This is a genomic window from Taklimakanibacter lacteus (assembly GCA_003576695.1).
Lineage (GTDB): Bacteria > Pseudomonadota > Alphaproteobacteria > Rhizobiales > Aestuariivirgaceae > Taklimakanibacter > Taklimakanibacter lacteus.
On record QOZQ01000013.1, the window covers coordinates 142,736 to 154,449 of the forward strand.

General features: G+C 62.7%; 16 protein-coding genes. 7 read left to right on the plus strand and 9 right to left on the minus strand.

The window, feature by feature from the left end:
* Nucleotides 1-168: 168 nt before the first annotated feature.
* Complete coding sequence (locus DT068_RS23960; RefSeq protein WP_119392476.1) at nucleotides 169-1,074, minus strand: DMT family transporter; 906 nt, start codon at nucleotides 1,072-1,074, stop codon at nucleotides 169-171.
* A gap of 116 nt (nucleotides 1,075-1,190) precedes the next feature.
* Nucleotides 1,191-1,751: a pyridoxamine 5'-phosphate oxidase family protein gene (locus DT068_RS23965; RefSeq protein WP_119392421.1), complete on the minus strand. Its 561-nt coding sequence runs from the start codon at nucleotides 1,749-1,751 to the stop codon at nucleotides 1,191-1,193.
* Nucleotides 1,752-1,894: 143 nt separating this feature from the next.
* Between DT068_RS23965 and DT068_RS23970 the strand changes: the two genes are divergently transcribed.
* The 3 genes from DT068_RS23970 (at nucleotide 1,895) to DT068_RS23980 (ending at nucleotide 3,422) form a co-directional block, all read left to right on the plus strand.
* Nucleotides 1,895-2,476, plus strand: coding sequence for a dienelactone hydrolase family protein (locus tag DT068_RS23970; protein ID WP_119392422.1), 582 nt, complete (start codon nucleotides 1,895-1,897; stop codon nucleotides 2,474-2,476).
* A gap of 88 nt (nucleotides 2,477-2,564) precedes the next feature.
* Nucleotides 2,565-2,915 carry an MbcA/ParS/Xre antitoxin family protein gene (locus DT068_RS23975; protein ID WP_119392423.1) on the plus strand — a complete coding sequence of 117 codons (351 nt, stop codon included), beginning with the start codon at nucleotides 2,565-2,567 and terminating at the stop codon, nucleotides 2,913-2,915.
* Between the two features lie 3 nt (nucleotides 2,916-2,918).
* On the plus strand, nucleotides 2,919-3,422 hold the full coding sequence (locus tag DT068_RS23980) for an RES family NAD+ phosphorylase (RefSeq protein ID WP_119392424.1): 504 nt from the start codon (nucleotides 2,919-2,921) through the stop codon (nucleotides 3,420-3,422).
* A gap of 192 nt (nucleotides 3,423-3,614) precedes the next feature.
* On the opposite strand, the gene DT068_RS23985 is transcribed toward DT068_RS23980, so the two are convergent.
* The 5 genes from DT068_RS23985 to ssb all read right to left on the minus strand — a co-directional run bounded on the left by DT068_RS23985 (nucleotide 3,615) and on the right by ssb (nucleotide 7,488).
* Nucleotides 3,615-5,396, minus strand: a complete 1,782-nt coding sequence (locus tag DT068_RS23985; RefSeq protein ID WP_119392477.1) for an adenylate/guanylate cyclase domain-containing protein — start codon at nucleotides 5,394-5,396, stop codon at nucleotides 3,615-3,617.
* 158 nt (nucleotides 5,397-5,554) lie between these two features.
* Nucleotides 5,555-5,905, minus strand: a complete 351-nt coding sequence (locus DT068_RS23990; protein ID WP_119392425.1) for a transcriptional regulator — start codon at nucleotides 5,903-5,905, stop codon at nucleotides 5,555-5,557.
* A 164-nt stretch (nucleotides 5,906-6,069) separates the two neighbouring features.
* On the minus strand, nucleotides 6,070-6,282 hold the full coding sequence (locus DT068_RS28185) for a hypothetical protein (RefSeq protein ID WP_162914415.1): 213 nt from the start codon (nucleotides 6,280-6,282) through the stop codon (nucleotides 6,070-6,072).
* Nucleotides 6,279-6,815: a hypothetical protein gene (locus DT068_RS23995; protein ID WP_162914416.1), complete on the minus strand. Its 537-nt coding sequence runs from the start codon at nucleotides 6,813-6,815 to the stop codon at nucleotides 6,279-6,281. Before DT068_RS23995 ends, DT068_RS28185 begins: the two co-directional genes overlap by 4 nt.
* A gap of 178 nt (nucleotides 6,816-6,993) precedes the next feature.
* Entirely contained in the window at nucleotides 6,994-7,488 is a 495-nt protein-coding gene (ssb, locus tag DT068_RS24000) for a single-stranded DNA-binding protein (RefSeq protein ID WP_119392427.1), read from the minus strand.
* Nucleotides 7,489-7,651: 163 nt separating this feature from the next.
* On the opposite strand from ssb, the gene DT068_RS24005 reads away from it, so the two are divergent.
* The gene (locus tag DT068_RS24005) at nucleotides 7,652-8,044 is read left to right on the plus strand and encodes a RidA family protein (protein ID WP_119392428.1); all 393 of its coding nucleotides are present in this window, start codon (nucleotides 7,652-7,654) and stop codon (nucleotides 8,042-8,044) included.
* A 91-nt stretch (nucleotides 8,045-8,135) separates the two neighbouring features.
* Here DT068_RS24005 and DT068_RS28190 read toward each other — a convergent pair whose 3' ends face one another.
* Nucleotides 8,136-8,279 carry a hypothetical protein gene (locus DT068_RS28190; protein WP_162914417.1) on the minus strand — a complete coding sequence of 48 codons (144 nt, stop codon included), beginning with the start codon at nucleotides 8,277-8,279 and terminating at the stop codon, nucleotides 8,136-8,138.
* A gap of 121 nt (nucleotides 8,280-8,400) precedes the next feature.
* Between DT068_RS28190 and gcvA the strand changes: the two genes are divergently transcribed.
* The 3 genes from gcvA to hisD are packed head-to-tail and all read left to right on the plus strand — an operon-like array spanning nucleotide 8,401 to nucleotide 11,038.
* Nucleotides 8,401-9,333, plus strand: coding sequence for a transcriptional regulator GcvA (gene gcvA / locus DT068_RS24010; protein WP_119392429.1), 933 nt, complete (start codon nucleotides 8,401-8,403; stop codon nucleotides 9,331-9,333).
* A 5-nt stretch (nucleotides 9,334-9,338) separates the two neighbouring features.
* Entirely contained in the window at nucleotides 9,339-9,716 is a 378-nt protein-coding gene (locus tag DT068_RS24015; RefSeq protein ID WP_119392430.1) for a YkgJ family cysteine cluster protein, read from the plus strand.
* A complete protein-coding gene (gene hisD, locus DT068_RS24020; RefSeq protein ID WP_119392431.1) occupies nucleotides 9,713-11,038 on the plus strand; it encodes a histidinol dehydrogenase in 1,326 nt (441 codons plus the stop codon). Before DT068_RS24015 ends, hisD begins: the two co-directional genes overlap by 4 nt.
* On the opposite strand, the gene DT068_RS24025 is transcribed toward hisD, so the two are convergent.
* A complete protein-coding gene (locus tag DT068_RS24025) occupies nucleotides 11,035-11,667 on the minus strand; it encodes an AraC family transcriptional regulator (RefSeq protein WP_162914418.1) in 633 nt (210 codons plus the stop codon). The two genes, hisD and DT068_RS24025, sit on opposite strands and share 4 nt — an antisense overlap.
* Nucleotides 11,668-11,714 lie beyond the last annotated feature (47 nt).

An 11,714-nucleotide genomic window follows, 5' to 3' on the forward strand; every position in this document is an offset into this window, starting at 1 on the left:
ACTTTGGCGGGGAGCGCCCTGACCGTCGAGAAGGCCTGGGAGGCCACGTTCCTGGAAACGATTCGAGCGGCAGAGCATACTAGCTGCCGGGATTCGGCTGAGCAATGCCAAACACCTGAAAAGAGTAGGAAAAATGCTCTTTCTGACGGTCCGAATCATGCCCTGAAATCAAGGCCTTGCGAGGCCTCCGCGGGGCGTCGCGGCAGCCCCCTTGGCGGTCGCGATCCAGATGCCGATAAACACCGTCACGATGCCGGCCATGAGGTTGAAGCTCAGTGGCTCATGGAGCAACCCTGCCCCCACCAGTGACGCGCTGATCGGGTTGACGGTGACCGAAATCGCCACCCGTGTCGGCGACGCCCGCTCCAGCGCAAAGGACCAGAGATAGAAGGTGAGCGCGCTGCCGAAGGCGCCGAGATAAAGGACGGCAAGCCACTGCGCCGCGGCGAAGTCGCTGACCGGCGCGAAGCTTCCCCGTAGGCAGGAGATGGCGATCAGGCACAAGGCGCCCACACCCATCGCCATGGTGGTGAAAGGGATCGGCCCGGTGCGGCGGATGAAGGGCTTCGACCAGATGCTGTAGAGCGCCATGCACAAGGCGGCGGCGGCCATGAGGAGGTCACCGCGCCAGGCGCCGGGAGGTGCCGATGCCAGCCCCGTCAGCAGCGCCAAAGCGACGCCCGACATCGCGATCAGCACACCGGCCGTCTTGCGCAGGCTGAGCGCTTCACTACCCAGGGCGGCGCCGACCAGCATCGTCAGGAGCGGAAGGGTCGAGAGGGCGAGCGCACCCCGCGCCGCGGTCGTGAAGATCAGCGACGCGTTGAACAGGATCGGGAACAGCGTGAAAAACAGCACGCCCAATGCCGCCACGGCAAGCCAGTCCCGACGCGAAGGCCAGCTCTCCCGGCGCAGCATCACCAAGGGCAGCAGCAGGATGAAGCCGATGCCGAAGCGGAAGGAGCCGATGGCCAGCGGATCGAGCGTCCCCACCAGATAACGGGTGGCGCCGATCGATGTGCCGCCCAAAGCGCTGGAGAACACCGCCGCCAGCACACCCCAGATCTCGCTCACGGCAAATGTCCTCGCAACCAGATTGCCGGACCCTATCATCGCGCCGGCTGTCCGAGCATTGCATTTGTATGATAAAAGCAATCACCTTTCGGCATGGCCGCGCTTGATTGATCTCACTACGGCCCTTCGGCGTCCGGGAATATGCCTGTCGGCTTGCCGTCGATGCTGAGCGTGTTCTTGCGCCGCCAGTAGTCGCGCTGGCCCTCCTCGCTCATGGCCTCATAGAACGGCAGAAGCTCGGCCGTTCCGCGCTCCGCCCGGAAATCCATGAAAGGCACGCCCGAGCCGCAGGAGGTCTGCACGAGGTCGATCGCAAGGTCGAAAATCTGCCGCGCCCCTGCCATGGGCAAAAAAAGCCGGGCGAGATCCGGCCATTCCCGGTCGCGCGGATGGAAGACCCTGGCATGGCCATAGACGCGGAGAATCATCGCCTCGCCGGCAAAGGCGCAGAACATCAGGGGCATCCGGTCGCTTTCGGCGAGATGCGCCGCCGTCTCATTGCCGCTGCCCGACAAGCTCAACCAGACAATGCGCCGCTCATCCATGATCTTGAGGGATGAAAGTCCCTTGGGCGAGAGATTGACGCGTCCCTCGGGCGCCGCGGTCGCCACGAAGAACAAGGGCTGGCGCGCGATGAAACCGCACAAGGTCTCGTTGAGCTTCTGTCCGATGGCCATGCCGCCTCTCCCTTTGCGGCAATCTAGGAACCCTTAAGGACAGAATTCGTCAGCAGTCGCCTTTTCACCATGCGATATCGATTGCAGTGCCGGACAAAGCTCCGCAATGATGCCAGCGAGCAATATTTCTCCGGAGGCTTTCCATGGCTGAGGTCCTGCTGTTCCACCACGCACAGGGGCTGACCCCGGGCATTCATGCCTTTGCCAATGACCTGCGGGTTGCCGGACATATAGTCCACACGCCGGACCTCTTCGACGGGCGCATCTTCGCGAGCATCGATGAGGGCATGGCACACATCAACGAGACCGGCTTCGACGCCATGCGCGAACGCGGTGCCCGCGTCGCCGACGAACTGCCGGCAGAGCTCGTCTATGCCGGCTTCTCCTTCGGCGTGCTGCCGGCGCAGAAGCTTGCCCAGACACGCGCCGGCGCTCGCGGCGCCCTGCTCTTCTATTCCTGCCTTCCGATCAGCGGCGAATGGGCCTTCGGTCCCTGGCCGGACGGCGTGCCGGTACAGATCCACGGCATGGACAATGATCCCGTTTTTGCCGGCGAAGGCGACATCGACAACGCTCGCGAGATCGTGGCGAAGGCCGATGACGCCGAGCTGTTTCTCTATCCAGGCGACCAGCACTATTTCGCCGACAGCTCGCTGCCTTCCTATGACGCGGAGGCCACCCTCCTCCTCACGCGAAGAGTGCTCGACTTCCTGGCCCGTATTTGATTTACGACTGACGAGCCGACCTTCCGCCCACCCTCTTGATTGCCGCTCATTCTGACGCTATATAGCGTCAAAGTGAGAGGCAAAACATATGAGTCTCGCTCAATATGCAGATAATGGGATTTTTGCGCCCCGCAAGATAGCGCAAGTCTTCCGGACCACCAGCGAGGAAGTGGCCCGCACCGCCGGACTCGGCAAGGATGCGGTCCAGCGGCAGGACCGTGTGCGCTCAGACAAGACCCAGCGCCGGCTGCGCGAGATGGTAGAAATCGTCAATAAGGTGGAGTCCCGTTTCGGATCGGCGTTGGTTGCCTATGCCTGGTACCGGTCCGAGCCTCTGCCGGGATTTTCTGGCCAGACGGCCATGCAGCTCGTCCGCAATGGTCGAGCCGATGAAGTGCTCGACTATATCGACGCCGTCGACGCCGGCGTCCACGCCTAGTCTGTGCCACTCCACTATCAGGGCAAGCTCTATCGCGCGTTCAATCCAATCTACGCGCGCGAACCGCTGTCGGGTCGTGGTGCTGAACTCTATGGTGGCCGGTTCAATCCCAAAGGCGTCGCAGCTCTCTATACTTCATTATCGGTCATGACCGCGTTGCGCGAAGCCAACCAGGTGGGAAACCTGCAGCCGACCACCCTCGTCTCTTATGATGCCGATATCGAGCATGTGTTTGACAGTCGGGACGACGCGGCGCTTGCCGCCGAAGGCATGGATGCCGCTGCACTTGCAGACACCTCATGGCGCGACCAGGTGAAAGCAACCGGAGAGGCCCGCACGCAAACTTTCGCCCGGCGATTGATCGCTCGAGGCTTTCATGGCCTCCTGGTGAAAAGCTTCGCGCCGGGCTCGACCAGCCACGACCTCAATCTCGTGCTCTGGGCATGGGGGACCGCGGCACCATCGCGAGTCACGTTGATCGACGACGAGAAACGACTGTCCAGTTAGCAGCCGATGGCGACACCGACATTACGCAGATCGGCGCCAAGTCGGCTTATTCGGGTCCTTTAGGCGATCGACCACTTCCTCCAAGAACGATGGCTTATAGGCGACGATCGCCCCGAGCAAACAGCAAGACAAATGACCGCCATGTGGGGGATCATTTTCCAGAGTACGTCTTCCATCCGGGCTTAGCCTTCCTCACTCAACTTGCGGCGCCGTAACAGCGACGCCGGCACTGCGCAACCCGTCCACCAGGCGGTCGACGAGAGCGGTGTCCTTGTAAGGCAAGGTCCGCCGCAAGTGGTCGATCGAGAAACTGGGATTGACCTCGAGCGTCTGCTGCCAGGCGTGGCGGGCTTCTTCCGGGCGCCCGGTGAGGCCATAGAGGCAGGCCAGGTAGAAACGCGACATGTCGGAGCGCGGCATCAGCGCCAGGCGCCGCTTGAAGGCGATCTCGGCCTCATCGTAGCGGCCAAGCGCGAGCAGAGCGCGGCCGAGGAAATGCAGCGACATGTCGAATTGCGGATCGAGGCGGCAGGCCCGCGTGAAGAGCGCAGCCGCATCTTCGTGCCGGCCCTGGTAATCCCTGATATTGCCGAGGCAGGTATGGGCATCGGCCAGATTGGGTGCCAGCGCCAGCGCCCGCTCCGCCGCCTGCTCCGCCTCATCCAGCCGGCGCATCCAGCTGAGGACGATGGCGAGCGAAATATGGCCTTGCGGCTCGGTGTCGTCCGTTTCGATCGCCTTGCGCGCCAGCTGCAAGGCCCGTGTCAGGTTTTCATCCGTCGCGTTGTTCCACTGATTGGCATATTCGGCGAAGGTGATGATCGAGAGCCGCGCATAGGCGGCCGCCAATCCCGGATCGATCTCAAGCGCCCGCTCCAGCATCCGGCGGGCTTCCATGGCCGCCTCGGGCCGCAGCTGCAAAAGCGTCTGCCGGGCGCGGACGATGAGATCATAGGCCTGCGGGTCGACCTTGCCGCGGTGCTCGCGCCGCGCTTCCTCGCCGGCGGTGAGCTTCACCTTGAGGGCATCGACGATCGTGCGGGTTACTTCATCCTGGACCGAGAAGACATCCGCCATGTCGCGGTCATAGCGCTCGGCCCAGAGATGGCCGCCGGTCGCGCCGTCGATCATCTGGGCCGTGATGCGGACCCGGCTGGCGACCCGGCGCACGCTGCCCTCGAGCACATAGCGGACACCGAGCTCACGGCTCACCTTGCGGATGTCGGGCGCCTGGCCCTTATAGGCGAAGGAGGAATTGCGGGCGATGACGAAGAGGCCCGAGACCTTGGACAGGTCGGTGATGATGTCCTCGGTGATCCCGTCGGCAAAATAGCCCTGCTCGGAATCTCCCGACATGTTGTCGAAGGGCAGCACCGCGATCGACGGCCGGCCCGTCGGCGGCTGCGGCGCGCCGCCCGTCGCATCCAGAGCTGAAGGCGCGGCGCCATCCGGCGCCCATGTCCAGATGTGAAGTGGGCGCTCGATGTTCTTGACCTCGTGTCGGCCAGCGTCGCGGAAATCGATGCTGAGCCGGCCCTGCACATGCTCATGCACGGCGTTCGAGATCGCGACACCCCCCGGAACGGCAAGCCCCTCTATGCGGGACGCCACATTGACGCCGGCGCCATAGAGATCGCCGCCATCGACCATGACATCGCCCATATTGATGCCGATGCGCAGCACGATGCGCCGTTCCGCCGAGGCCTCCTCATTGGCAGCGGCCAGGGCTTTCTGCATCTCCACCGCGCATTCGACGGCGGCGACGGCGCTGCCGAACTCGACCAGCATGCCATCGCCGATTCGCTTGAAGATGCGGCCCTGATGGCTGGCGACGAGCGGCTCGACGACATCGGCCCAGCGCGCCTGCACGTCAGTCAGCGTCGCGGTTTCATCCTGCTCCATCAGTCGGCTATAGCCGACCACATCAGCGGCCAGAATGGCGGCAAGGCGGCGCTGGATGGGGGCTTTGGACATAAATGCGAGTGCTTCCTGGCAAGTGCCAAGCATATAGTGATGCACCGCCTCCAAGTCCATTCGGCTCTCCGGCGCGGCATCCGGCGAAGCGGATCACTTTGCCGGAAAGCTTACGCCGCCGTCGGGACGGAGCGTGTCAGCAATCCAAGGTAAGCGCGTCAGTGACGTCTTTTCAGCAACCCTTGCAGGCTGCTCGTGAAGCCCTGCGGGCTGGTATAGCCGGCGAAGCGGCCGATTTCCCGTCCGTTTTCGACCAGGATGAAGACGGGCGTATAGGACGGCCGGCTCACCCGCTTGAGATCAGCAGGCCAGCGGCCGAGGATGTTCACCCGCCGCAACGGAACCTTCCTGCCGACCGCGCTCGATCCATAGGCCCAGATCATTTGCCGGTTGAAGACCTTGCAGTAGCCGCAATCCTTCCACTCGACATAAACGAGCTGCGCGGCGGAGGCGGCCGGCACATAAAGGACGGTGAGCGCTATCGACAGCGCGGCAAGGAGCCTAGTCACGGCAGAGATCCCCCTCGAATGGCAGGACTCCGCTTAAGCGAAAGAACTTAACCGAGGCGAGTCGAAATCTGTCGAATTGAATCATTCGGCGGACTTCCGGATGAGCAACCGGCCCGGGCCAGAACAGAACGGCGAGATCGACGAGTGAGCTGAACCAACGAACATCAATGGTTGTTGGTTGGGTGCGCTACGGATTTGCGCAGTCTCGCATTCTTGCGTTCCTCGCGAGCGCTGACAATTGGCTGAATACGCTCTCTCAGATCGTCCAAAGCAGCGAGCTTCTCGGCAAATGTCGCAGTTGCCCGTCGCTGACGCCACAGGGCCTTTTGGGCGAAGATCAGCGAATTATCTGGATATTGTCTCTTCCGGTCTTTCATCGTTCAGTCGCCAAAGGATCTTTAATTGACGCCTTGAGGCAGAATTCGCTCCAAGCCGATAACAAATTATGTCTCTTAAGAACCCCTTTCAAGCGCTCAAAGTCGATCGCATCTTGTTCCAAAAACGCCTGAACCCTTGCCAAATCCTTGAATCTACCAACTTTTATGGCATTTGCGACGAGGTGTTCGGCACTTAGGCACCGAGCCATAATCGGGGTGGCGCCCGATTTGGCAATGTTGACTTCTTCGGCTTGCTCCAGCGCCTCCTCGTCCAGGGGCGAAGCCACCGGCAGGAACTGAACGGGCCACTCCTCGATCATATACCCGAGGCCTGTTCGTTCGGTGTATCCCATCTGGGCAAGCGCGCCGTCTATTGGAGTCAGCAACAATAAGCCCGACACGCGTTTCTCGAAGCCATCTATCGAGATGAGAATATCCAGGTCTTCAGTCAGGGTGGGTTGAATATAGTTCAGCGCCGCCACGGCTCCGGTGATGGCATAGTTGCCAATTGCCTGCCTCTCGGCGAGCTTCATAACCACCCCGATGGCTCGCTGCAGAGTCATTGGCCGCAACAGTGTTTGAGCCGACTAATCATGGCCTATCCATCAAGATTCGACCATTGTTTGGATATGTCTTGGCCGTCACGGGCAAATGATCGGCCATCGAGCGCCCGGCCATGATCGTCAATCTCGGGGTATCCCCCAAAATGCCTCAGAACGGCACCTCATCGTCGAGATCGCGCGCGAAGTTCTGCTGCGGCCGGCCACCGCCGCCGCTGCGCGGGCGGTCCATCGGGCTCGACTGGCCGAAGCTGTCGCCGCCGCCATTGGCGAAGCCGCTGTCACCGCCGCCGCCGCGCGCATCGAGCATGGTGAGCTCGCCGCGATATTGCTGCAGCACCACTTCGGTCGAATATTTCTCGACCCCGTCCTTGTCGGTGTATTTGCGCGTCTGCAGCTGGCCCTCGAGATAGACCTTCGCACCCTTCTTCAGATACTGCTCGGCGATCTTCGCCAGGTTCTCGTTGAAGATGACGACGCGGTGCCACTCGGTGCGCTCCCTGCGCTCGCCGGTCTGCTTGTCTTTCCAGTTCTCCGATGTGGCGATGCTCAGATTGACGATCGCGCGCCCATCCTGCGTATGGCGCACTTCCGGATCCTTGCCGAGATTCCCCACCAGAATGACTTTGTTCACCGATCCGGCCATATCCGCTCTCCTTGCTTTCCGGGCACTAAACTCAGATGTGGTGAATCCACCAAACCTGTCTTCCGATCCACTGCGGATCGACTTTATCCACGGCAATTATGTTCTCTTTCTGTTCCGGGCGCAAGAGGATATATGAGGGCGCTCTCCCCAAAACGAGGTTCCCATGCTGAAGCAGATCGAAACCGATTTGGCCCCGAAGCCCTTCTCCAACTATGCGCAAGCCGTCGAGATCGCGCCCGGCGCCCGCTATATGTTCGTCGCCGGGCAAGTGGGCGCCGACACCTCGGGCAATATCCCGGAAAGCCCCGAAGCGCAGCACCGCCTCGCCTGGGGCAATGTGCTGGCCATCCTCAAGGCCGCCGGTATGGATCACCGCAATATCGTGGATGCGCGCGTCTTCATCACCGACCGCTCGCAGATCGGCCTCTATCGGCAGGTGCGCGACGAGGTCCTGAAGGGCCACCGGGCAGCGGCGACACTTCTGGTTGTGGCCGGCCTCGCCGACCCCCGGCTGGTGGTGGAGGTCACCGTAATAGCAGCGGCCCCGGGGCGTTAAGCCACGGAGCCGCAACACTTTTTATTGCGCGCGATCGGACGGAAAACCGGTATCCACTTTTCCTGATCGCGCTTGTCAGAAGTCTGAAGGGTCAGCCGCGAACGAAGGGCTTGAACAGGGAGAAGCTCTTCGGCTCGGCGCCGTTCTTCGCAGTTGCAACATGACTCTGGCGGGACTGGTCCTGCATCATAGCCGCATTGTAAACATTTGAATATGCTTCAAAAATCCAGTTCATGATCAATCTCCTTCTTTCTTCTCGGGCATCTCTTGGGGTGATTGGAAGATAGTCAATTCGCGCTTGCACCACAAACGGCATTATCCTACGCTGCCTGTAAGGAAAACTTACAGGACACCCCATGGCCCGGCGCCTGCCTTCCCTGAATGCGCTCCGAGCCTTCGAGGCCGCCGCCCGGCATGAGAGCTTCACCGACGCGGCCGCGGAGCTGTTCGTCACCCATGCCGCGGTGAGCCGCCATATCCGCGAATTGGAGGAATGGCTGGGCACCGAGCTCTTCACCCGCACCGGCCGCGGCGTCGACCTGACCGATGCCGGCCGCCGCTTCGGCAACCGCCTGACGCCCCTCTTCGACAATATGGCGGAAGCGACGCTGGAGGCGGCGGCCCAGGGCGCCGTGCGCAACCTCAATGTCTCGGTCGAGCCCGCCTTTGCCTCACGCTGGCTCGTGCCCCGCCTCGGCCGCTTCAACGAGCTGCATCCCGATATCGAGCTCAGTATCGATCCCGACAACCGCCTTGTCGATTTCCGCTCCGACAAGGCCGATCTCGGCATCCGCTATGGCCAGGGCCGCTGGAGCGATGTCGAGATCCAGAAGCTCATCTCGGATGTCGATATCTTTCCGGTCTGCAGCCCCGGCCTGATCAAGGATGCGGGGCCGCTCACCCCCGCCGATCTCGCCGATTACAATCTGCTGCATGAGAGCCGCAAGCAGTACTGGACCGACTGGCTGCAGTCGGCCGGCATCAAGGGCGTGGAGGACTGGCGCGGCACCGTGTTCCAGGGGCACCTTGCCATCGAAGCCGCCGAAGCCGGCCAGGGCTTCGCCCTCGGCGACATGATCCTGTGCACCGACTCGCTGCTCAATGGCCGCCTCATGCGCCCCTTCCCACTCGACATGCGCGATCATGGCGGCTACTTCATCGTGCGCGCCAAGGGTTCGAAGGAGTCGGCTCCCGCACGCGCCTTCCGCGAATGGCTGCAGGCCGAGATGGCCGAGACGCAGCGGAAGTTCGCCGGCATCAAGAGCGCCTCCACGAAGAAACAGGCTTAAGGATAATGCCCAGAAAGAAATATGACTGCCTCAAATGCCCCGGCTATTGCTGCTCCTATCCGGTCATCGAGGTGAAGGACCGCGATGCGGCGAGGATCGCCAAGCATTTCGACATGCCGCTCGCCAAGGCGGAGAAGAAGTTCTTCAAGTCCTCGCACGGCTACAGCCGGGTGATGCGCCGCAAGAAGGACAAATATTACGGCCGCATCTGCCAGTTCTTCGACACCGAGGAGCGCCGCTGCACCATCTATCAGGCAAGGCCCTGGGCCTGCCGCGATTTTCCCGGCAAGGACAATTGCGGCTATTGGGACTTCCTCGCCTTCGAGCGCAATGCCCAGGAAGACGAGACTTACGTCTCGACCACCTATCACATCGAAAGATGAGCGCCGCCCTCAATGTCGTGAGGCTTGAGCGCCTGTCGCCTGACGAGCGGCGGCGCTGCCTCACCCGAACCGAGAGCGATCTCGGGCCTTATCTCGAAAAGGTGGTTCCGATCATCGCCGCGGTCGCCGAGGAAGGCGATGAGGCCGTTGCCCGCTTCACCCGCCAGTTCGACAAGGCGCCGGTCACGGCCGACCGGCTCGCCGCCACGCCGGAAGATTTCATCCGTGCACGGAAGGCCCTGGCGCCCGAGGTCGCCGAGGCCATCGCTTTTGCCGCCGCGAATATCACGAAATTCCACCAGGACCAGAAGCCCGAGGAGATGTGGCTGCACGAGATCAGCCCCGGCGCCTTTGCCGGCGACCGCATCAGCGCCATTCCGTCCGTCGCCTGCTATGTGCCGCGCGGCAAGGGCTCTTTCCCGAGCTCGGTGATGATGACCTGCATCCCGGCCAAGGTGGCGGGCGTCGAGAAGATCGCGGTCGTCACCCCGCCGAGCCCCGATGGCAATATCGACGATGCCACGCTGGTCGCAGCCGAGGCGGCGGGCGTCACGCACGTCTATAAATGCGGCGGCGCCCAGGCCGTGGCCGCCGTGGCCCATGGCACGGCGACCATCCCCAGATGCGCCAAGATCGTCGGTCCCGGCAGCCCGTGGGTGGTGGCGGCCAAGCGGCTCGTCGCCGATCTCATCGATACCGGGACGCCGGCGGGTCCGAGCGAGGCCATCATCTTCGCCGACGGCACCGTCGATGGCCGGCTCTGCGCTCTCGATCTCCTGATCGAGGCCGAGCATGGCGCCGATTCCTCCGCCTGGCTGGTGACCGCGGACCCCGAGGTGGCCGATGCGGCGGCGAAGGCCCTGCCCCAGTTCTTCAAGGAGATGAGCCCTGAACGGGTCGCCTATGCCGAAGCGGTGCTGAAAGGCCCGCAAGGCGGCATCATGCTGTGCCCCGATGCAAAGAGCGCCATCGCCTTCATCAACGACTATGCGCCCGAGCATCTGCAGATCATGAGCCGCGAGCCCATGGCCTGGCTCGGCTCGTTCAAGCATGCGGGCGAGATCCTGCTCGGCGAATACACGCCCTCGACCCTCGGCAATTTCGTGCTCGGTCCCAATCACGTGCTGCCGACCGGCGGCTGGGCGAAGACGGCCTCGGCACTCTCGGTCTTCGATTTCATGAAGCGCACCTCGATCGGCCATGTGACGCGCATGGGCTATGACGCGCTGGCGCGCCAGGCCCGCATCATCGCCAGATATGAAGGCTTCGATGCGCATGCCAATGCGGTGTCGGAGCTGCGCAGGAAGTTCCTCAAGAATTAGTCGAGGCCCGCAAGCTCGGCCGCGCGCTTGCGCCAGGCGAGCAGCGACAGGCCCGTCTCGGCGCGGAAATGGCGCGTCAGGCTGCGCCGGCTCATGCCGATGAGATGGGCCCAGTCATCGAGCCCGCGACGCTCGCTCCTTGTCACCATGGCGTTGCACAGGCGGACGAGACGGGCATCGCGTGGCATCGGCAAGGCCAGGCTCGCATCATCGGCGCGTGCGACCTCATCGACGATCAGCGCAGCGAGATGGCCGCCCCGACCGGCCTCGTCATAGTCGAGAGGCTCACGGGCAAGCGCCTCGATGGATGCGGCCAGGAGGTCCGACGTCACGATGACCTTGCAGCGCGACGGCAGGCGCGCCGCGGCCGTCTCTTCCACATAGGCGCTGCGCATCGTGACCGCCCCCCGCATGGCGACATCGTGATCGAGCCCGGGCGGGATCCACAACGCATGGCCGGTCGGCACATACCAGGCGCCGAGCTCGGTCGTCGCGATCATCAAGCCTTGCGACGCGCTCAGAATCTGCCCGCGGGCGTGGCGATGCCAGCCGGTGCTCTCGCCGGCCATGTAAGGCCGGGCGTGGATCGTGACGAGACGCGTCCCCAGCTCGAAATCATCATCCATCATCTTGGCCCGATTTTACCCGAAATTGGCCCCACCGGATATATCGGGCC

Bases quoted from the DNA above. Each gene is read 5' to 3' on its own strand.
- DT068_RS23995 (WP_162914416.1), bottom strand. From the start codon at position 6,815: ATGAAGCTCGCCGAGAGGCAGGCAATTGGCAACTATGCCATCACCGGA.
- DT068_RS24025 (WP_162914418.1), bottom strand. From the start codon at position 11,667: ATGATGGATGATGATTTCGAGCTGGGGACGCGTCTCGTCACGATCCAC.
- hisD (WP_119392431.1), top strand. From the start codon at position 9,713: ATGAGCGCCGCCCTCAATGTCGTGAGGCTTGAGCGCCTGTCGCCTGAC.
- DT068_RS24005 (WP_119392428.1), top strand. From the start codon at position 7,652: ATGCTGAAGCAGATCGAAACCGATTTGGCCCCGAAGCCCTTCTCCAAC.
- DT068_RS28185 (WP_162914415.1), bottom strand. From the start codon at position 6,282: ATGAAAGACCGGAAGAGACAATATCCAGATAATTCGCTGATCTTCGCC.
- DT068_RS23985 (WP_119392477.1), bottom strand. From the start codon at position 5,396: ATGTCCAAAGCCCCCATCCAGCGCCGCCTTGCCGCCATTCTGGCCGCT.
- gcvA (WP_119392429.1), top strand. From the start codon at position 8,401: ATGGCCCGGCGCCTGCCTTCCCTGAATGCGCTCCGAGCCTTCGAGGCC.
- DT068_RS23970 (WP_119392422.1), top strand. From the start codon at position 1,895: ATGGCTGAGGTCCTGCTGTTCCACCACGCACAGGGGCTGACCCCGGGC.
- DT068_RS28190 (WP_162914417.1), bottom strand. From the start codon at position 8,279: ATGAACTGGATTTTTGAAGCATATTCAAATGTTTACAATGCGGCTATG.
- ssb (WP_119392427.1), bottom strand. From the start codon at position 7,488: ATGGCCGGATCGGTGAACAAAGTCATTCTGGTGGGGAATCTCGGCAAG.
- DT068_RS23975 (WP_119392423.1), top strand. From the start codon at position 2,565: ATGAGTCTCGCTCAATATGCAGATAATGGGATTTTTGCGCCCCGCAAG.
- DT068_RS23965 (WP_119392421.1), bottom strand. From the start codon at position 1,751: ATGGCCATCGGACAGAAGCTCAACGAGACCTTGTGCGGTTTCATCGCG.
- DT068_RS24015 (WP_119392430.1), top strand. From the start codon at position 9,339: ATGCCCAGAAAGAAATATGACTGCCTCAAATGCCCCGGCTATTGCTGC.